We start from the raw sequence: 21,257 nt of genomic DNA on the forward strand, positions 1-21,257 counted from the left end.
AATAAGATGAGAGTCGTAGACCCTGATTTGACCCTGATTAAAGGCTGTGATGTCAATGTTATTTCAACGGGACAAATGGCTACAGTATCGGGCCTTTCGCAATGTCCCTTTGCTCGCCAGACGATTGCCAGAAACACAGTTGCTTGAGAAAGAAACCTTAGACCATATGCTTCTACAACATTCAAGTGTCGTACTGAAACCCTGCGACGGACGTTATGGGAGAGATATTGTGTTCATCCGGCGGCTGAAAACAGGTACCTATCAAATCCAAAATGAGAATAATATCATTACCATGCAAAACAAAAGTGATTTACAGGATTGGTTTGATCAAATTGGCAAGGATCGTGAGTATATCATCCAGCAGCGTCTGTATTTAGCTCGTATTCGGCAAAGACCGTTCGACCTTCGTATCATGGTTCAACGTCAAAAAGCAACTTCATCTGCCTGGAAGGTAACCGGTTCCTACGCCAAGATCGCATCACGCGGGTATCTGGTGACTAATGTGACCAACCGTACCATTCCTGTGCTCAAAGCGTTGCAACTAGCACGTGTAGGTGGACGGAAACTGCTCCTTCAAGTAGAGCGCACTGCTCTGCTGGCCGCCAAGAGCCTGGAGGTACACTACCCTGATCTGAGACAGATCGGTTTTGATATTGGAATCGATAAGAAAGGCGGGATCTGGATTATTGAAGGCAATTACCGCCCTGACCTTCGTCCGTTCCGGCACTTGAAGGACTCTTCGATGTATCGCCGAATCTTGTGGTATCAGAAACATTAATTCCAATCGTTACGACGCAAGAAGCGACTCCCCGTTGACCTGGAGAGTCGCTTCTTAACATCCGTTTCTTTGTTCAACCGATTGCCGATATTGTTAACATTTCCGACGGCGTCTAGCCGAACTTACTACACGCGTGACCCGGAACTGGTTTGGGCCCACCTGGATAATCGCGAACTGGCTGTAGGATGTTCCTGATGACGTGTAAGGTTCTGCTTCAATATTTCCACTCGGTGTGATCACAGTTGCAGTAATTCGAGTCACCAGACAAACTCCACGCCCCGATGACTGCCAAGTCCCTTCACGTTGAACACTGTAACGGTCATTGCTACAGAAAATAGACGCATACTCGACCGTTCCATACGCATTAAACGAAGTAGAGTTATAAATCTGAACTGGATCATACCCACCTGTTGGTCTACGATTTCCCATTCTCAAAACCTCCTTATTGTTGATAGTTTATTAGATGCAATAGAGCGATTTTGGTGAGGGATAGACGTGGACAAGGCTGAAAAAGTGTATTTGCCTTACAAAAAAAACCACCCGCCATGTTAGCGAGTGGTTTGCAACTGCTGTAGCAATGATGAATCAGGAAGCTTTCGCCGCCGCTGCTTTTTGAATCAACGCTTTGGCATCATTCATTGAAAGACCTTGCTTAGGTTCCAGCATTTTTTTGTCTGTTGCACTGAAAATGCCTTTATCAATCAGTTTTGCTAGTGGTTTCACCGCGTAAGTAGCCACCGATTTTCCATCTTCGAAGCCAGCAATGATCGTTGCCGCTTTCGCTTCGGATGCCGGGCTATTCACCAATTTCGCCAAAATGGTTGCTGCCTCTTCCCGAGTGATATCACGCTCAGGATAGAAGTTACCCCCGTAGCCTTGAATAAATCCTGCTTTTGTAGCTTCTGCGATAGCATCGGCATATGCAGCATTCGTAGCAACATCCTTGAATGCAGGTGCTGTAGATACGGCGTTAAGCTTCAACAGATCCACGAGTGCAGTTACAAATTCAGCACGAGAAATAGGTTCATTACTTACTGGTGCTGGTGTTTCTGTTGGCTCTGTAGCGACAGCCAGATTCGTGATACGTCCTTCTTTCTTAGCTTGAATATTGCCACCCTTGAATGTATCTGTGATGTATTTGTAGAACACATCCAGATCAATTGGGCCAGCCAAGGAGGATTTTGCATCTAGCAGTACTTTGTAGTTATCTCCACCTGCAGCCATGAAATTGTTCACGACAGCAGTGTATGATTTTTTAGGATCAATCGGTGTACCATCTGCAAGCGTAAGAGCCGTCACACGCTCAGTAACCGGCTTGCTGAAGTCGGCTGTGTATTTCAAACCAGCAATTTGCAACGTTTTTGTATTTGGTGTACCGTCAGCATTGGTTCCCCATTGCTGTTGTAGCAACGTTTTCACCTGCTCACCTGTCAGCTCCAGCTTCACGAGTGTATTGCCGAAAGGCTGGATTTTAGCCAAATCTGCAAAGGTCACATCCCCTTTGGGCAGGTCTGCACGGATACCACCTGGATTCATGAATGCAAAGTCAGCCTTACTTGCTTTATCGCCAAAGTCTGCTTGACGCATCGCATCTGCAATCAGGTTGCCCAGTGGAGCTTCGTTATTGTAAGCATCCGTACGCAAAACGGTACCATCTGTTGTACCTACTGGCTTGGTCAGCTCAGGGTGCTTATCCAAAGACTTCTTAATAATTGCTAGTGTTTCAGGATCTTCTTTTACACCCTCTTGGAACGTGGTTGTCACGGTAGCCGATTTTTCAGTTACATCTCCCGTAACAGGGTCAATCATCAGCTTGATGTCTTCAAACGCCGTACCATAAGAGTACGCTTGCACGATCAGCTTGCCATTCACGACACCATTGGCCAGAGCGTGATTATCACCCGCAACGATGACATCAACAGGAGAGTTTGCAGGCAACGCTTTTGCCAGATCAGCCGCTTCTCCAGTTGTTACCCCTTCTTTGGTCGATGCTGGGTCATGTGCCAGAACGATGATCGTTTCAACGCCTTGGTCTTGCAATTCTTTTGCATATTTATTAACGGCTTCAACCTCTTCTTCAGCGCTCAGGAAACGTACACCTGCTGTACCCGCTGGAGATACTTTGTTTGGCGTTGATTTCGTCACGAGTCCGATGAATCCGATTTTGACGCCACCTACTTCTTTGATCACATACGGTTTAATCAGGGGTTTACCTGTGGAGTTTTCGATCACATTTGCATTCACATAATCAAATTTGGCACCGGCGTGAGTTACTTTACCTTCTTTTGGATCAAGTCCGCCAAAAATTTGAGCCTTCAATGCAGCAATCCCTTGGTCGAATTCATGGTTGCCCAGGGAACCTACATCAAATCCCATCATATTCATCCATTCCATGGTAGGCTCATCGCGATCCATAGATGAGACTGGAGCAGATGCACCAACCGAGTCGCCGTTATGGAACAGCAAGGAATGCTCATATTTGGCCTTAGCTTCTTTGAGATACGTTGCTAGAATTGGAGCAGAACCTGCCTTCTTATCACCAACCATAGATGTTGTATCCAATTGGCCGTGGAAATCATTGATTCCTATCAAATGTACCTCTACATCTTTACCTGCGGCAGAAACGGAACCGGCTGCGCCGAACAGCTGAGTGAGTAATAATGTAGCAGCTGCCACACGAATGGTGCTTTTCCCCAAAACTTTTTTCCAAGACATGAGTAAACCAAACCCCTCTCCAATTTCAAATCCTGAAACATTTTACCATAGTTCAATTCATAAAAGTGACCAATTCTATTAAATCTATGTAAAAAAAATTACAAAAGAATACAGAACTCTTTATATTGAAAATGTTGTATTTTATATTTTTCTCTTGCTATAGTGGAATAAAATGTTATATATTCTCTTTGTAATCACTTTCTAACTCTGTTAAATGAATGAATCATCCTCCTTTACTACCACTATGCCTTTCTGAAACTTCTACCAAACATATTTAAGCTCACAACGATATAAACCATCTATTCTAGCATTTGATTGCCATTAAAGGAGGTGACCCTGAGAGCTCTGTACATATGGCTGTCCCATGAATGACCACTGGGGGATGTGTTGATTGCTCTTTCACCACTTCTGACCGAATGCTATGTTGCATTACGGCAATACCCGTAAGCGTTTGTTGTACTACGCAATTTGCATCAACCATTCTAAGGAATATAGGAGAGTGTCCAATGAAAAAGCTATTTTTCCCAAAATCATTCCGCATTTTGATCACATGTTTGCTGATCCTGGCCTTTGCTGTACCCACAACAGCTTCCGCAGGCTACCTTGGAGATAAATTGTTGATCGGTCAGAGTATGCAAAAAGGGGACTATCTGACCTCCCAAGACGGCAGGTTTTCAGCCATCTGGCAGGATGACGGGAATTTCGTAATCTACCAGAACGGCTCTTCTCTATGGAGCAGTGGCACAAGTAAAAGCGGAGCACTTTCGTTTAAATTCGAACAACAATATGGGAAGCCTGTCATCTATAAATATGGAACGAAGTGGCAAACAATTTATCAATATGCTTATCGTTGGGGAACCAACCCGGCCACAGGGAAGTATGAATACTATTATGGCCCGGGCTGGGATACCGTACTGGTAACAGATACAACCAAGCTGGTAGATGCCTGGTTTGCGAATACTGCAGCATGGATTCCTGGTCACCATGGAAGCGCATTACCAACGAGCACAACAGGGGATACTTTCGTCATGCAAAATGACGGTAACCTAGTTCTCTACAATACTACCCTGACCAACGAATATTACCCGAATAGCTGGATTCCTGTCTGGGCTTCCAATACGGGCGGCCGTTAATAGGGGATCGACAGAAGCCTTATATTTATGTTGAATGATACTCGCAATGAATATATGAAAAGCCGAAGCAGGAGTTTATCCCCGCTTCGGCTTTTTTATTTTTCGCGAATTACCACAGATCTTCCGGAATGTATTTTAACATCGTTTCGGAGCCATCTGGATTGATCTTGTACGTATGCGTTCTTGTCGCTTCCTCAAGATCTCCGAATGACCATCTGCCCAAACGGTTGTCTGGATAAGAAGCTTCAACCCCGGTTAATGGGCCTCTGTACAACATCCCATTGATCATTTTGACAGCTTCCTCTCTGGTAAGCTGACTGTTGGGTTGGAAGGAGCCATTTTTGTATCCTGCTAGGAATCCAAAACGGTATACCTCATCGATAGACTGCTCCGCCCAGCTCCCTTCAATATCGGTAAACGAGCTGATTCTCAATACATTGTTCATCTTCAGCTCTCTTGCAACTCCGAGATAACGAGCAATGGCTGTTGCCAGCTCTGCCCGTGTGATCGGTTGATCTGGCTTGAACGTGTTATCTGCATAACCTTTAAATATCTCTTTGTTTACAACTGCTTCGATATAATCGGCTCCCCAGTAACTTGTAGCAACATCACTGAACAGCTGAACGTGGTGAACCTCATCTTGCAATTGCAGTGTACGGGCAAAGATGGCAGCAATCTCTGCACGGGTAATGAGTCGTCCGGGTTTAACGTTACCATCTGGATATCCCATAATGTAACGGGCATGCTTATGTTCATAACGGTTAGAATACAACATCACCTTGATCAAGGATGCATCATCTTGTGTATTCGTAAGTGTAAGCTTGTGATCCGTACCTATACTAGCCGTTATGATCCCAAAATCTTCACCTTCGTTCATATCGTTAACCTTGAGTTTGAACGTCAGCTTGCCTTGCGTTCCTCCCGTCAGCTTACCAACATTCCACTTGAGTTCTTGGCCTGTCAAAGCACCGCCGTTCGCATCCACCAAACTTAGCCCTGAAGGGATCTTAACTTTGATGTACACACCATCGGCATCGATCGAGGTTTTATTGGCATAGATCACGGTGAAGGTAAGTGTATCTCCTTCGCCACCCTTCATTTTGTCAACCAGAATCGCTGTAGCGAGATCAATAGACCCCGAAGGCGTCGTAGTTGTTGGAACAGTTGCTGGTGGAGTTGAAGTTGTCGGTGAGTTTGATGCACCCGCACTCGTTCCTGCTCCTGTTCCTGTTCCTGTTCCTGTTCCTGTTCCTCCAGATGTTGGCATAGGTGTCATGCTAAAGTTATACAGCACAATATCCGTACCCACATGAATCAGCGGTTGGCTTGGATCAACAACTCTGCTATCAAAATCCTTATATCCAGCTCTCTTCGCAGTTAAATAATAGTCCGTATGCGGAAATACCATAAAGGCATATTGCCCTGTCGCATCACTTGTCTGCGGGTTGGCATTATCCGCTGGTGGGAAGTTATTCACTGGCGGCAAGTTAACAACCGTTCCGTTACTGTAATGAAGTGTAACAACAGCACCGGTTATCGGTTGACCTGTTACGGAATCTGTAATTGTACCATACGGGTCAATAAGCACTTCACTGATGCTAATCTGTCCGTCTGCATTAATTTCGGCATTCATGTGCCCTACAACGATAGGTTGTGTCCCACCTCCTGGAAGCGGAATGTTATAGATGACTTTTGCCGTATAGCTGCCCTTGAGCACACTGTCGATATTAAATATACCGTTGTGGTCAACTGGACCTGTATGATCGCCATTACCATCATTGATCAATACATTGTAGCCACCGCCCACAGTCCCATCGAGCGTTGCGGATTCCCCTTGCGTTTTTCCAACCAGGACAATACCTGATACGGTTTTATTTCCATCAAAGGAATGGCCATCCACACTTCCGTTTACGGGGACGTTCTGATTAAACGTGACCGATTTCTGCTGACCGTTGATCTCAACCAGCTTTGTAATCGATACATCGTATGTCACATTCCCCTGCGGTATAGCAATGGTGTATGCCCCGTCAACTCCTGTAATAGCAACCGCGTGAAAATCAGCAATGCCATCTCCGTCAAAATCTTTACTTACTTTAATCGTGGAACCTGCTAACGGATGTCCTGCCTGGTCTGTGACAACACCTGTAATAACCCCAGGAGTAATCGTGATATAGATCGTGTCACTAACCTGGATACCCTTTTGGCTATCATCTACGGTTGCCGTCAGCGGTATGGATACCGATCCCGCACCCCCAAGAACCGCTGCAGTAAAGGTTGTCTTAGCAACGCCTTGTGCATCCGTCAGAACCGTTATTGTATTGGTATTTCCGGTAAAATGACCGTACGTTGTATTCGGTACTTCAAACACAACTTCAACGCCTGCCTGAGGACGCCCCTCTTTATCGGTTATCACCGTCTTAAATTCGGATGTAGCCGTACCATTACCAAGTATGGATGAGGGGTTGGCTGTTAATGTTATCTCGTAATCCACAAGTTCAAAATCTTCGGTGATATGTCCGTTTCCATTCACATTGGCTGTAGACACAGAGACTTCTCTATGCGCCGGGCTATATCCATCACGCACAACTTCCAAAATATAATTATTGATGACGACGTCTTCGAAATTGTACTTCCCATTTGTATCGGTCGTAGTACGCCCCTTCTCTTTACCCGCAAGGTCGCGCAAAATTACAGTAGCACCAGATACCGGATTTTGGGTCTCTTTATCTCTGATTGTTCCATCAATGCTAGGGTTGATAAATGTGATTGTAACCGTAGCTTCGTTGGAATTACCTACTCCATCATAAGCCTGATAAGTGAACGTCACACTGCCAGATATTTCTCCAGCAGGCACAAACGTAAATGAACCATCGGTTTTAACATTCAGTGTCCCCTTGCTTGTATCACTCAGGGAGCTGATGCTCACGGCAGTAAGCGTACCGTTCCCTACAACGGTATCATTCGATAGAATACCGGTTGCCGCAGGAACGTTCAGCGTACGGCCCTTCACTACCTGATAGCTGTCATTCTCAGCTGTAGACAGCTTACTGAATTTTGCATAATAGTCTCCAGCTGAGGAAACTGTCAATGCATAAACTTTATCCGTACTTACAGGTGTACCTGTACCTTCCTCGTTGTCATACCATCCTGCGAAGGCATAACCTGAAGCTGGATTTGCCGTAATCGTTGCCGATTCGCCAAGTGCATAGACACCGTCACCTTCTGTTACGCCACCAACATTACCAATGACATGAGTCGTGATCGGCACTTTGATGGTGATGGTAACCGTAGCTGAACTTGAGTAGGCTGTCCCGTCATAGGCCTCATAAGTAAATGTCACATTACCCGATGCATTTGCTTCCGCAACAAACGTAAACGATCCGTCCGGATTTACATGTAGTGTACCTTTGCTCGTATCACTAAGCGAACTGACATGGTCCACGGTAAGCGGATGATTCTCATCATCGGTATCGTTAGAGAGCAAGCCCTTCTCCGCTGGAACATCCAGTGTGTCTCCGCTTCTAACGTTGTAGCTGTCGTTTTTCGCGGTTGGCTTATGTGCAGGTGGTGTAATGTTAATCGTTACCGTCGCTTCATTCGATAGGGCAGAACCATTATTAGCTTTATAGGTGAACGTCACACTACCCGATGCTTCTGCTTCCGCCACAAAGGTGAATGATCCATTTGAATATACATTCAGTGTCCCCTTGCCTTCATCACTGATTGAACTGATACTTACAGCAGTAAGTGTACGTCCCTCGCCATCCGTATCGTTGAGCAAAATGCCCTCTTCCACTGGAACACTGAGAGTTTCTCCTCTCACAACGCTATAAGTATCATCATGGGCTACGGGTAACGATGTGAACTTTGCATAGTAATCCTGATTCGTCTGAACCGTGAACGTATATGTTGTATTCGTACTTGAAGGCGTTCCTGTTCCTCCCGGGTTATCATACCACCCTGCGAATGTATAACCCTGATTCGGAGTAGCTGTAATTGTTGCAGAATCACCAATGTTATAGGTGGCATCCCCTACAGATGTACCACCTACAGCTCCAATAACATGCGTGTTGATTACAGCTGTGGTCACGTTGGTTACATCCGTAGATACCGTATTGGACGCAAGGTTAATTCCTGAAATGACAGCATTATCGCTATCTAACGTCTGCGGCGTGCCCGGTGCAGTTTTCGTAAAAGTAAGCACCTTGCTGTCATTGGCTGGAACATCAATCCCTGTTTGGGTTTGGCCATCGCTAATGACGCTGAGCCCTGTAATAGCTGTATTTGTATAGTTATAGATGGTCACTTTGTAATCTATAGACCCGTTAATTGGAACGGTTGCCGGGCCTGTCTTCATAATTCCCATCTGCAAATCAAGCTTCCCGTTGTTTCCAAGTCTCATAATGGCCTTGCCATTATTCAGCGATTCCTCGGTTACATACGTTGCGCCGATTCCACCCGTTTTGGAAATGGTCTGTTTACTTGTTAAAGCCTGATAATAGGGACTGTCAGCAGGTGGTTGGAAGTACGCTGCCGTCTTGGCTCCATCACTCGCATTGCCCGCATTGATGTAACGGGATGTGTCACCCACCTGATCAGGTGCTACCTGAAATGTCGGTTTTACTTTATAACTGATTTTAAAAGAACCGCCTGCTGGCGCACTATAGTCTCCAGGCTGCGGACTTGTCCGGTTTTTGAAACGGTAAATATGCGATTGCATATCATCTGCGTCAATATACCATGTAAGACTGCTAACGCCTGCGACGGTTTTAATGACCGCCTTACTTCCATACCCCGCGAATGCATACGCTGTACCACCGTTTATATTCGTATTTGTGTCTACTGTCGCAACAGCATCCCCGATTTTTAACGTGGACAGATCCACAGCAAAATCATTGCTGATATCGTCTGCAACAACGATAGCACTCGCGATATCTGCCGTTTCCCCACCGTTCCCCAGATCCGTGGTTTCCGGTATGTTGAGAAGCGGAAGTATCGTTGTAGTAGCCTCAACATCATTGGTTAAACCGGAGAAAGCTGATTTCACAATGTCATACGTTGGGGCAAATGTGTAATAACTACTGTATACAAATGAATTGGCATAGTTAAATCCATTAGGCCCCTGAGATGCATATGCACTCAGTTTGTCATATGTGTTCTTGGCAGTACCATAGTTATAATTACTATCTTCCTTATTCTCGTTGACTCGTTTCGGATCAAGTCCTGCCCACGCATACACAGGTTCGTTACCGTTATACGGTCCATTGATCGCCGTTGTGGAACCCAACCCTACAGTATACACTTTGGACTGAGTGCCTTCTCCCCCATTGTATTCGGTATATTTACGATCCATAAGATCCTTCATATATGCACCGGTAAGAATGGTTAACGCAGCAATTTCCGGATCACCTGTATTTGCCAAACTAGTACCGGCTGTCGCTGGTACATACTTGCTGCCATCCGTCCCACTCTGATTGTAATTAGCAATCGTTGTAGCATCCGTTACCGCGTTGGCAAAGTCGGTTTCAAATGATTTGCCTTTTGGCGAAGAAAACCATGCTTTCTTGGCATGAATTGCTGCCCCGTCAGATAGAAGGAATAAATATGGCTGGCGTTTCGGGCCTGTTCCCTTCGTTCCCACTTTCCCCATCGTCTTCGAGACACCGTACATAATGCCGTCCTGCGTTGGCGTCCCTGGTCCCAGAGAAACTGCAGACTGTGCTCCAACTCCACTGCCATCCCTGGTTAAATTACTGTTCAAAGTGACCGTTTGGTTGCTATCTGTATACTTCAGATAATCTTCCGTTCCGTGACCCGAACTAAATTCGTAATGTCCCAGTTCCATAAACGTGCCAAGGTGGCTGGAGGAAGCGGACCCGCCAAACCAATATACCGCAACACGGTTGTTGGGATTCGCATTCATAACTGTACGAATGGCTTCATTTGCAGCATTAGCCATCGCTTCAACACGATAATATATACCTGGATCGCCTGCTTTTGCAGCAATTTCTCTACCACTGCGACTACCCATAGAGGAACTCATATCCAAAATAAAAGTCACGTCTGCCGCAGATCCGTTCACATTGCTGTTACCGCCAACACCTGGATTGGTCGAGTTGGATGTCATATATTCTTGTGCTAGTGCAGATATCTGAATATTGAATGTACCATCATTCTCTGCCGTAACACTTTTGTCTGTCCAGATCCGTCCATCTGAGGCAGCTGTACCGAAGCCAGCAGGTGCTGTATCTGTGACCGGATCGGCCGTTAACTTCACACGATATTGCTTGTAGTTTGCCTCTGCTGTGGTTGGAGCATTATCTGCATAGGCTACTGAACCTAATAATGCAGATAGGCCACTCCCCCCCAGGATTAAACATACCGTTAGCACAATAGAAATGATTTTTTTGATGCCTTTGGTCATATCCTTTTTGCCTCCATATAAAATTGAAATGTAACTGGTTTCTTGCTGTAGATAATCCTGAATCCCCTTTCATATATGCAACCCAGTTAACTTGCTATAGGGAATTCTTATACTCAACTTACAATGAAGTGCTCTCACAAAGTGACTCTACTAATGATATGACCTACTTTCTATATCAAAATGATTAGCGAGGATTAGTATAACCTCTGTCTCTAAACAAATACTGAACAAGCATTTATTGAGATTATTTCGTAGCTGCTTCACTCGTTTCATATGTTTACCGCTTCAAAGGAATGGTTATGGTTTCAGTAACATTGGGGATTCGATTTTAACAAACAAAATGAGATGCACGTTCAATTCAGATGATGAACATAATTAAGGATGTGATGATTTGACAGGAGTTGTAGGCGTACTAATGTTAATCATAGGTCTAATTATGGCCATATCACCTTACTCCTTTTGGTATTTCAGGTTAGGATGGAAACTTAAAGATGCCAAGCCTAGCGATTTAGCATTACGTGCTGAGCGGTTCTTAGGGGTAATTTTCGTCATTGTTGGTTCCATACTCATTGTCTCAAGCTGCTCATCTAGTCATGGGAAAGACCACGACTGGGCAGACCATTTTAAAGAAAGACTCTCTGCAGGGCAATTACAAGAAATCAACATCGGCCTGTTTAATCCAGTAACATTAACGGATGAAGAGACAAAAACAGTTACTGGCATGATACAACATGCAGAGCTGAGGCCTATGGATTTCGAGGAAAGTTCAGGAGCAAGCAACATAGGGGAAATAATTTTTAAAGATGGTACTCGCTTGGAATTAATCATTTTTGGATCATCTGGTGGTATTGAATTGCAATCCGATTCTACCGATGCACATTATGAAATCGTAAGTGATAAATTAGAAAATTGGTTTCGTTCAAATTATACAAATCAATAACAAGAGCCCATCCTGCCGGGCTCTTTCTTCTTGTCTAAGAGATTAGCTTGGCTGTCAAAGTATACATACATCACTTCAGATAACTCACGCTAGACCCTTCTTTTATAAAACCCAACTTTTGTATCATATAAATTTTTTTTATATATCTGGAGTCCGTGTTTATCTGGTTCTAATCTGACTCCTGCGTTAATTCTAGTTCGCCTTGCCCGATTCTCCAGTATAGTTTTCAGTTATATGTACTAAATTTGTTGTTATACGAACTACTTCTGGTATGGGTAAAAATAACTACTATTTATTTCGAAAAAAGGTGCTCGATTTACAAATCATATCCTTTTTGGTATCTTTAAACCTCGACAAATTACAATCCAATATTTAGGAGGTTTTATCTTGAAAAAGTTAATGTCTTTGTTCCTTGCGACTACATTACTCACTTTTTCTCTAGGTACTAGTGTCTCTGCATCCGACCAAGTATCTAAAGATCGTATCCAAATTCCAAGTAATACCGTATATAGTTTGGATACTAAGGGTGAAAAATTAGGCAAATCAGCCAATTTCGATTCCAGTAGTGTAGATATCAAATCTATGGAGAGTAACGGTGCAGATTCTGTTTCCTTATCCGGTAATGTGATGACTAGCACTGGAGAGAAGGAATTCCAACTTACAGGCGGGTTAAAGAAGGCTGGTTATACGGACAGTCTGATTGTAGGAGAATTAAAGGATAACAAGGACAATTTTGAAGTTGTCTACTTCGGAATTGATCGCAAACCCAACAGCAATCTAGCTTTATTGCGAGATAAATTCAAGAATGATGATACTGTTGTTAAACTGTATTTGCTTGAAAAGAATACAAGAACCTTTACGTTTTTGGAAACGGATCAGTTAAATGATAAACTTCATACAGATCAGATGTTTAACAATTCGGGCTCTTTTGAAGATGCAGAACATACAGATATGTTTTGGTACGGGAAAGTATTTGAACCCGTTCGAGAAGAAACCAACGATGGACTAACAACATTTGCTGCGTCTCTGGCAAGTGGTAAGTCGGACAAAACATATACTGCAGTATACAACGCGGGTGTTGCTACAATAACAGAAAAAATGACGGTAAGAGCTTATGTTGAGGGTCCCTCGTCTCTTAGTGGAGGTTCTGGGGATTTTACCACAAAACTTTATCCCCTGTCCGTAAGTACGACATCTAACGTAGGAACCGTTAATTCCAAAACCTCAGGCTGGAGAATGGGAGTTCATCAAGATACAACCCTTGAAGCTTATACAGCTCCTGGGGATGTAATACGGTCTATTATGTGGGATTCATCTTATAGTACCCTTGGAAAATTAAAACTGAATGTAGCTTGGGGACTGTCGGTTCCTAATACAGGTTTGTCTTTTGGAGTAGGGTATACGAATTCACAGAACATTGCAGCTGGAACATTAAAGGTATATGACAATAGTGGTAGCAGTAAAGTAAGAAGATCAAAATTAACGATTCCGAAAAGTCAAAGGCTGGAGCTTCCAAGCCACTCCTTTGATTCTGTTATTAAAGTTGGTCACTACAGTACACCAAAACAGAAAACATTAAACCTCAAATTCACTTATTATATCTCAAACATTCAGGATAATTACAACGCAGCTACAGGACCACAAACGCATAATCTATCTTTCTCTTACAACTCGAAATAATTCATCAAATCAGGAACACCCGCTATGCGGGTGTTTTTTGTTTCGTGCGTTTCACGTACTCAACGGGCTAAAGTCATAACAAAAAGCCTTAGGAAAGATCCTAAGGCTACATCGTTTAATTTAAGTAATCGAAGTTCTATTTTATGATGGGATAAACTAAATATCTCATCGTCATCTTTTGCATTAGTTACGCACCTTGTCGCGAAGCTTCAAAAACACCTGATAGCTGCGTTCAGCACAGGAAGAGATCGACACCGGATCGAATCCAACCAGATCGGCGTACAGCGTGTCGTTTAGTGGAGCTGTCCAGGATTCGGGCAACTGTGCTGCCCCAAGGCGCGCACCCATGATCGACCCAACCGTAGCTCCATTACAATCGGTGTCGAGCCCACCATAAACAGACGTGACAACTGCCTTCTCAAAATCATTGCCAGCATACACCAGAGATGCTGCTACCAGTGCAGCATTGTTATTGGTATGCACCGCATCATAATGACTGAACGTATCCCAAATCCTGCTGACCAAATCCCGCTCGTTCCGAGCAGAGAGTCCAATCTCCATGCCTTGAAGCACATCTGCGGCCAGTCTGCTTGTCTTCGGAATCTCGCTGAGTCCAATTTCTACAATACGCTCGCTATTATTTTCCACGAACGCCGCAGCGATCATCGCTGCATTCAACATCTCACCATAAATACCATTCTTGACATGAGAAAAGGAGGCATCTCTCCAGCCAAGTTCGGCTGCCAGTTCAGGTCGTCCGGCTACACCATATGCCAATCCGTCAGCGCGGATTGCAGCTCCGATCCACTCGCGGTATGGATTGAGATGCATACGTACACGTTCCTGGCGTAGTGCCCAATCCGCAGGTTTATCCGACTTCAGGTGCGAAGTCTCCTGTGCAAAGTTCATGTATGCTTGTGTCTCCGCTGTACATACCTGACTGTACGTGAGACGGTGATGCCACAGTTTTCCGATATCCCACGAATCCCAGTCCAGCCCTTTTTCCTCCAGCAACAGCAAGCCCAGAATCGTGTAACGAATATCATCATCGCTCTCCATAAACCGAATTTTCTCTCGCACACTTAAAGGCCCTAGTTCTGTCAAACTCAAGCCATACTCGTTCTCCGCACGGGAATGTTCAGGAGTATACCCTCGAATTGGCCAGGCGTCAGCTCCCTTGAACCAAAGCTCAATATTTTCCCAGCCCGGGCGTCCATCCTTACCGTAGAGGTAATCGGGGTGTTCCAATGGCTTCCCTAGTGCACACCCAACACTTCGCCCGAGCCAAGCCCCGTAGAATTTATCTCGCCATACTTGCTCACTCCAGTCCGCTTGAAGCTCGCGAGGGCCCTCTGGACGCAAAGCACGGATGTCTTCCAAATTCGAAGGTTCTGCAAAAGGAAAATCAGCCGATACCTGAAGTTCCATCAGTTCTCGGTAGAGTTGCAACAGCGTGCTCTCATCATCAGCGGCCTCGTCCCACTTTTGCATATATCCCTGAGTGTCACAGCCTTCCTCACCCCGTTGAAGCAGTTCAAGTCGCACCGTCTCTCGCAAGTCAGTCCAGCCTGCCATATTAAGAATCCCCTTGTGGAGATTGCTCTACACGAGCGTCCAGGATAGCAAGTGCATCATAGATGAGACGAATGAAAGCATCACGGTCAACATCTAGCAGTACGTTCACATTAGGCTCGCGATCTGTCTTGATGCGCAAGTCGCCCACGGTCATCCCGCGTGTGTGCGTTCCTTGGGTTTCGATCGTCACGTCCAGCATTTTGCTTTGGAACAGCTGAGGCTGAAGCAGCCATGCAATGGCACACGGATCATGCAGGGCATTGCCATGGTAACCCATCTTTTTACCGTAAATCGAGTAGAAGTCCAGCAGTTCCCCAACCATGACTGATACAGGGCCGCGTGTTTTCAAAGCTTCAATCTCTTCGTCAAAAATAGCCGCTTTATCCGTCACATCCAGTCCACTCATCGTGATCGGAATTCCTGATTCAAATACAATTTGGGCCGCTTCCGGGTCAACATAGATGTTAAACTCTGCTGTACGAGTTACATTGCCATAGGCAATGCCTCCACCCATCATGGAAATGCCAGCAATCTGTGACTTCAGTTCAGGATACGCACGAATGAGGGTAGCAATATTGGTCAACGGGCCAATGGGCACAAGGGTGATCGGCTCATCCGAAGACAGCAACAGATTTCGTATAAACTCTACAGCCCCTTCTTCAATTGCCCGAAAGCGACTTGGCGGAAGTACAGGGCCGTCCATTCCCGATTCACCATGGGCTTCCTCTCCCGTCACTAAGGCACCCAACAGCGGCCCCTTCGCTCCTTTCGCTACCGGGATATCCGCTCCGACAAAACTGAGAATTTTGAGCGCATTATTCGTAATCTTCTCTAAGGTCTGGTTGCCGCCCACTGTTGTGATGCCCTTAATCTCCAGCTGCTCTGGGTTAGCCAGCGCCAGCAAAATGGCAATTGCGTCGTCATGTCCTGGATCACAGTCAATAATTATAGGTTTTGTCATTGTTCTCTCCTCAGTTCGTTTTTTGTGCGAGTTTACGCCGCTTCTTACGTGTCTCAGCAATCGCATAAACAATTAGTCCGATCACGGTGGCTACATAAGGCAATGTACCGATTAACTCAGCCGGTATCTTGAGCACCTGCAATGCATTAGCCAGTGCCTCCGCTCCACCGAATAGCAGTGAGGTCAGGGCTGTGCCTACGGTTGTACTGCGTCCCATAGACTCCGCTGCGATGGCAATCCAGCCCCGGCCAGCGATCATATCTCTGGTGAATAGAGATAAATATCCCATCGACATGTAGGCACCACCCAAACTGGCAAAGAATCCACTCAGCAACAAAGCCATATACTGAATTTTCACCACACTGACACCAACCGACTGTGCCGCATGCGGATTCTCACCGACGGAACGAATTTGCAGACCTAGTGGCGTACGTTTTAATAAATAATAGACGGCAATAACGGCTAGAATGGAAGCATATGTCAAAATGTGGTGCCCTGACAGAATCGGTCCGAGCACCGGAATTTGTTGCAACAGGGGAATATCTATACTAGGCAACACCTTGCTCGGCAAGGACGTAGATGAACCTTTGTCACCACTAAGCAAGTACAGTAGAAACACCGTTCCCCCTGATGCAAACATATTGATGGCAACGCCGCCGAGAATAATATGCGTCTTGAATTTAAGGGTGAAGAAAGCAAGCATTCCGGCAATCGCCGTACCCGACAGCACTGCGCCAAGTAATCCGATCCAGGCACTGGCCGTGTATGAGCTGACAACAACCCCCGCCAGTGCGGATACGAGCATGATTCCCTCCATACCAATGTTGATGATCCCAGCTCGATTGGAGATCAATGCACCTAAAGCCGCGAACAAAATCGGAGTAGTAACCCGTAATACAGAGAAGGCAAAATCCGTCGTTAAAATGACGTTCAGCAGGCTATTCATGCAGTTTGGCCTCCTTCAGCAGCATCCGATTCTTCCAGAATTTCAAGAACTGCTCCGCAGAGATCAGCAAAATAATGACTGCTTGAATAATGGAAATCATCTCGGAAGGCACATCCGACAAACGAGCCATCAGGTCCGCACCGATACGAATATAGGCGAGGAAGAGTGCGGCACCAATGACGGAAAGAGGATTGTTCTTGGCAAGCATGGCCACAAGTGCACCATCCAGTCCATATCCCGGCAATGCCGTCCATTGAAAGCGATTATACATGCCCAGCACTTCGACCGAACCACCCATACCGGCAATAAAACCTGCAATTAGGTGCACCAGAATGATGACTTTTGCTGTTTTCATACCGGAGTATCCAGCAAATTCGCGGTTGGCTCCCGTCATGCGCAGCTCATATCCCCACTTCGTGCGATACATGAAATAATGAGCAAGAACAATCAACACCAGCACAATGATCAGTCCGGTATGCAGCCGTGTGCCTGGCATTATTTTGTCCAGCTGTGCCGTCTCGGCAAATTTATAAGATACATTCGAGAACGCCTTGGCATCCCGCAGGTGATAATTCAACAGATACAAGCCAATTCCAAAAAAGATGCTATTAAACATCAGTGATGTGACCAGTTCATTGGCATTCCATTTGGCCTTTAGATAACCGGGAATAGCTGAGAGTAGTGCACCCACAATCGAACCCGCTCCAATCGCCACGATCGGGTGCATAATTCCGTTCATGCTTAGATGAATAGCCAGAATGGCAGCAACAATGCCTGAGATATAGAAGATACCTTCAGCACCCAAATTGAACATGTTCGTTTTAAACAGGAGTGACACCGACAGCCCTGTAAACATGAGCGGAATTGCCATTTCCACAACATTGCCCATGCGGCTTAAGGTGGACAGCGGCTCAAACAGGAAGATGCGGATAGTCTCTACAGGCTGGCTGCTCACCAGAGAGATAATAATAAATGCAATAGCTAAAGAAATAAGAATGACTGCTGCCGTGCGGTATACTTCAAAATATTTTAATCGGATCATGGGGAAGCCTCCTCCTCATACTGCTCCTGCTGCTCACGAATCCCAAGCATGTAGAGACCCAGCTCCTCTTCGCTGACGCTTGACGGAGAATCCAGCCGTGCGGCAATCTTTCCGTCATATAACACAAGCAGTGTATCACTCATTTCCAGAATTTCATTCAGATCAGCCGATACAAGCACAATTGCAGAGCCCGCATCCCGCAGCTCCAGCAACTTCTGATGGATAAACTGTGCCGCTCCAATGTCCACCCCCCGCGTCGGCTGCTCTGCGATGAGCAGATCCGGTTCGGTTGAGCACTCACGGGCAACGACTACCTTTTGCATATTGCCTCCTGACAACATACCGATTGGCTGTGACGGGCCGGAGCAACGAACCTTGAATTCCTCCACCAGAGAACTTGCCAGCTTTTGAATGGATGACATGCTAAGGAGCGGCCCTCTATTCAGAGATTTCGAACGATACCGGGTGGAGATCAGATTGTCCGCAATACTTGCCTCACCAGCTGACCCCTGGCGCATCCGGTCTTCCGGGATGTAGGAGACGCCGAGCCCACGAATCTCGCGGATACCGAGTGAACGAATATCCTTTCCCTTCATTTCAACCTTGCCGCCTGCATAGCGATTCGCCAAGCTTCCAGTCAGTGCTTCTACGAGCTGACTCTGCCCATTGCCTTCCACGCCGGCAATTCCGACGATTTCCCCTGCGCGAACCTGGAAGCTGATATCGGACAACAATGCCTTGCCTTCCGGATCAACCGCGCCCAGATGTTGCACAGATAGTACTGTCTCGCCATAACTCTTCTGCGTTTTGTCATACTTGAGTACAACATCCCGTCCTACCATTAGCCGTGATATTTCCTGTTCCGTAACATCGGCAATGTTAAATACACCCTCTGTACGTCCGCCGCGCAAAATGGTAATTCTATCGCAGATCGCTTTCACTTCTTTCAGCTTGTGCGAGATAAACACAATCGTATGTCCTTTTTCTTTCAGCAGCTTCAACTCTCGGAACAACTCTTCTGTCTCCTGTGGAGTTAGTACGGCTGTAGGCTCATCCAGAATGAGTATTTCTGCACCACGTAGCAGAGCTTTCAAAATCTCTACCTTTTGCTTCATCCCTACACTCAAATCCTCAACCTTGGCCCTTGGATTAACGGACAGATTATACTTGCGCGCCGTTTCCTCCGTCATGCGGACAGCTTCTGCATAATGAATGCCCACACCGCGTCTCGGCTCCATGCCGAGCACCATATTCTCAGCCACGGTGAAGGAAGGAACGAGCATGAAGTGTTGATGCACCATACCGATTCCAAGCGCAATAGCATCCTGAGGGTTGCCAAGCTTGATCTGTTTTCCTTTTAACAAAATCTCGCCTTCGCTCGGCTCTTCCATGCCAAACATCATCTTCATCAATGTAGACTTGCCCGCCCCGTTCTCCCCGGCGATGGCATGAATCTCTCCCTCCTGCAAGGAGAACTGAACATTCTTGTTAGCGACCACCCCATTGGGGTAAACCTTTGAAATATTACGCATTTCCAACAGTGCGCCGGACATGTCGGGTTGCTCCTCTCTACTAGCAATGTGCACAAAAAATGTACAGCCGAAAATGCATCAATGATCATGACTACATCTCCAGCTGTACAACATACACTCGGTTATTTCACTCCGATGATCCTATCCAGTAAACGAAAGTTTATGCTTATCTTATGGCTTCACGCTATTACGGATCGCTTCGATCTCTGAGGTTTCCATGCCCATCGCATTGGATACCTTAATCTCTTTGTTTTCAAGTTTCTTCTTGATCTCTTCTACTTTCGCTTGCAGATCAGCAGGGAATACACTTGTATAGATGTCATTCTCCGCAATACCAACACCGTTCTCGACAAAGCCCATCACCTGGCGCTTTCCTGTCTCCAGCTTGCCCTCTTTCGCCTGGGTCACGGCTTCCAAAATCGAAGTGTCGATCTTTTTGATCGCAGAAGTAATGATAAGGTTAGCTTTGGCAGGGTCTGTCTCTTTGAGCAACGCAGCCTGGTCCGAGTCCACGCCGATCGCATACTTGGTTTTTTCCTTGGCTGCATCAAAAATCCCCAGGCCTGTACCGCCCGCTACGTTAAAAATCACGTCAACTCCCGAGTTATATTGAATAAGGGAAAGTTCTTTTCCTTTGGCCGGATTGACGAAATCACCAGCATAAGATACAGCGACCTTAATATTTGGATCTACGTACTTAGCTCCTTCAATGTAACCGACGAGAAAAGCATTGATACCGGGAATGTCCATCCCGCCCAGGAAACCGATCAGGTTGTCCTTGTTTGCATTTGGCATGTCCGACTTGGTCGTGAGCGCCGCAACCGCTCCCGCCAGGAAGGATACTTCATTAGTAGAATAGGACATATTATATACATTGGCCGGGGCATCCTCGATGTCTGTATCGTAGTTAATGAACGTTTTATCCGGATGCTGCTCCGCAGCAGCATTAAACATTTCTGTAATTTCAGAGCCACCAGAAATGAGAATGTCCCAGTCCTCAGCAGAAATATCGTTAAACGTTGGCTCCCACTTTGTTTTGTCTGCACCCATTTCAATGACCTTGGTCTTAGCGCCCAGTTCGGACTTAACTAGCTCAAGACCATGATTAGCAGCGTCGAAGAAGGATTTGTCTCCCAGTGTACCTGGAATCAGCAATACCACTTTCAGTTGATTGGTCTGCTCACCGCCATTCCCCGTTCCTGCTGAACCCGTTTCACCTGTTGTACCCTTCTTACCTCCACATGCGGACAGAAGCAACAACAACGCTACCATACAAATTACCAACGCATTCTTCTTCATGTTCTTTACTCACACCCCTGTTTGTTGTTAAAATCATGGATAATCTGTCGTGCTTACAGCCCAGCTTTATAAATCATGTAAATTAAAACCTAATTCTGAATTGTAATGCGTTTTCTTTTCTGCTATAACCGAACGTAAAAACGATTACTTTCATTTAACATTCGTTTATGAGTATGATCATAACAAAATCAAGCCATTATATTTATATGATTTCGGTCGCTTTTTTGTACGA

The 21,257-nt window shown here is 45.7% G+C and carries 13 protein-coding genes; 4 read left to right on the plus strand and 9 right to left on the minus strand.

The genetic code is table 11. From position 1 onward, the window contains the following. The first annotated feature begins 55 nt into the window (after window positions 1-55). Window positions 56-778 (plus strand): YheC/YheD family protein, encoded by a 723-nt coding sequence (locus ACT89M_RS28185; RefSeq protein ID WP_186809683.1) that lies wholly within the window; start codon window positions 56-58, stop codon window positions 776-778. A 93-nt stretch (window positions 779-871) separates the two neighbouring features. On the opposite strand, the gene ACT89M_RS28190 is transcribed toward ACT89M_RS28185, so the two are convergent. Both ACT89M_RS28190 and ACT89M_RS28195 read right to left on the minus strand, forming a co-directional pair. Beyond that, window positions 872-1,207, minus strand: a complete 336-nt coding sequence (locus ACT89M_RS28190; RefSeq protein ID WP_090923530.1) for a hypothetical protein — start codon at window positions 1,205-1,207, stop codon at window positions 872-874. 156 nt (window positions 1,208-1,363) lie between these two features. Then, window positions 1,364-3,493 (minus strand): 5'-nucleotidase C-terminal domain-containing protein, encoded by a 2,130-nt coding sequence (locus tag ACT89M_RS28195; protein ID WP_154889748.1) that lies wholly within the window; start codon window positions 3,491-3,493, stop codon window positions 1,364-1,366. 506 nt (window positions 3,494-3,999) lie between these two features. Between ACT89M_RS28195 and ACT89M_RS28200 the strand changes: the two genes are divergently transcribed. Beyond that, a complete protein-coding gene (locus tag ACT89M_RS28200) occupies window positions 4,000-4,626 on the plus strand; it encodes a hypothetical protein (protein ID WP_154889746.1) in 627 nt (208 codons plus the stop codon). A 109-nt stretch (window positions 4,627-4,735) separates the two neighbouring features. Here the strand turns inward: ACT89M_RS28200 and ACT89M_RS28205 are convergent, their stop codons facing one another. Next, entirely contained in the window at window positions 4,736-11,050 is a 6,315-nt protein-coding gene (locus ACT89M_RS28205; RefSeq protein WP_154889744.1) for an Ig-like domain-containing protein, read from the minus strand. A gap of 391 nt (window positions 11,051-11,441) precedes the next feature. On the opposite strand from ACT89M_RS28205, the gene ACT89M_RS28210 reads away from it, so the two are divergent. Together ACT89M_RS28210 and ACT89M_RS28215 are read left to right on the plus strand one after the other, a co-directional pair. Continuing rightward, window positions 11,442-11,990, plus strand: coding sequence for a DUF6199 family natural product biosynthesis protein (locus tag ACT89M_RS28210; RefSeq protein WP_154889742.1), 549 nt, complete (start codon window positions 11,442-11,444; stop codon window positions 11,988-11,990). 387 nt (window positions 11,991-12,377) lie between these two features. After that, window positions 12,378-13,670, plus strand: a complete 1,293-nt coding sequence (locus ACT89M_RS28215; protein WP_154889739.1) for a hypothetical protein — start codon at window positions 12,378-12,380, stop codon at window positions 13,668-13,670. Window positions 13,671-13,853: 183 nt separating this feature from the next. Here ACT89M_RS28215 and ACT89M_RS28220 read toward each other — a convergent pair whose 3' ends face one another. From ACT89M_RS28220 to ACT89M_RS28245, 6 genes are all read right to left on the minus strand, one after another. Continuing rightward, window positions 13,854-15,245 (minus strand): ADP-ribosylglycohydrolase family protein, encoded by a 1,392-nt coding sequence (locus tag ACT89M_RS28220; RefSeq protein WP_308723250.1) that lies wholly within the window; start codon window positions 15,243-15,245, stop codon window positions 13,854-13,856. A gap of 1 nt (window position 15,246) precedes the next feature. Next, window positions 15,247-16,206, minus strand: a complete 960-nt coding sequence (locus ACT89M_RS28225) for a nucleoside hydrolase (RefSeq protein WP_253498941.1) — start codon at window positions 16,204-16,206, stop codon at window positions 15,247-15,249. Window positions 16,207-16,216: 10 nt separating this feature from the next. Next, on the minus strand, window positions 16,217-17,152 hold the full coding sequence (locus ACT89M_RS28230; RefSeq protein WP_123063838.1) for an ABC transporter permease: 936 nt from the start codon (window positions 17,150-17,152) through the stop codon (window positions 16,217-16,219). After that, window positions 17,145-18,194, minus strand: a complete 1,050-nt coding sequence (locus tag ACT89M_RS28235) for an ABC transporter permease (protein ID WP_154889731.1) — start codon at window positions 18,192-18,194, stop codon at window positions 17,145-17,147. Before ACT89M_RS28235 ends, ACT89M_RS28230 begins: the two co-directional genes overlap by 8 nt. Next, complete coding sequence (locus ACT89M_RS28240; protein ID WP_253498935.1) at window positions 18,191-19,747, minus strand: ABC transporter ATP-binding protein; 1,557 nt, start codon at window positions 19,745-19,747, stop codon at window positions 18,191-18,193. Before ACT89M_RS28240 ends, ACT89M_RS28235 begins: the two co-directional genes overlap by 4 nt. Before the next feature lie 150 nt (window positions 19,748-19,897). Further along, window positions 19,898-21,025 carry a BMP family ABC transporter substrate-binding protein gene (locus ACT89M_RS28245; protein ID WP_253498932.1) on the minus strand — a complete coding sequence of 376 codons (1,128 nt, stop codon included), beginning with the start codon at window positions 21,023-21,025 and terminating at the stop codon, window positions 19,898-19,900. Between the last annotated feature and the right edge of the window lie 232 nt (window positions 21,026-21,257).

The sequence above is a fragment of the Paenibacillus sp. NN59 genome (assembly GCF_057597225.1).

Bases quoted from the DNA above. Each gene is read 5' to 3' on its own strand.
- ACT89M_RS28205 (WP_154889744.1), bottom strand. From the start codon at position 11,050: ATGACCAAAGGCATCAAAAAAATCATTTCTATTGTGCTAACGGTATGT.
- ACT89M_RS28235 (WP_154889731.1), bottom strand. From the start codon at position 18,194: ATGATCCGATTAAAATATTTTGAAGTATACCGCACGGCAGCAGTCATT.
- ACT89M_RS28185 (WP_186809683.1), top strand. From the start codon at position 56: ATGTTATTTCAACGGGACAAATGGCTACAGTATCGGGCCTTTCGCAAT.
- ACT89M_RS28225 (WP_253498941.1), bottom strand. From the start codon at position 16,206: ATGACAAAACCTATAATTATTGACTGTGATCCAGGACATGACGACGCA.
- ACT89M_RS28190 (WP_090923530.1), bottom strand. From the start codon at position 1,207: ATGGGAAATCGTAGACCAACAGGTGGGTATGATCCAGTTCAGATTTAT.
- ACT89M_RS28200 (WP_154889746.1), top strand. From the start codon at position 4,000: ATGAAAAAGCTATTTTTCCCAAAATCATTCCGCATTTTGATCACATGT.
- ACT89M_RS28220 (WP_308723250.1), bottom strand. From the start codon at position 15,245: ATGGCAGGCTGGACTGACTTGCGAGAGACGGTGCGACTTGAACTGCTT.
- ACT89M_RS28230 (WP_123063838.1), bottom strand. From the start codon at position 17,152: ATGAATAGCCTGCTGAACGTCATTTTAACGACGGATTTTGCCTTCTCT.
- ACT89M_RS28245 (WP_253498932.1), bottom strand. From the start codon at position 21,025: ATGAAGAAGAATGCGTTGGTAATTTGTATGGTAGCGTTGTTGTTGCTT.
- ACT89M_RS28195 (WP_154889748.1), bottom strand. From the start codon at position 3,493: ATGTCTTGGAAAAAAGTTTTGGGGAAAAGCACCATTCGTGTGGCAGCT.
- ACT89M_RS28240 (WP_253498935.1), bottom strand. From the start codon at position 19,747: ATGTCCGGCGCACTGTTGGAAATGCGTAATATTTCAAAGGTTTACCCC.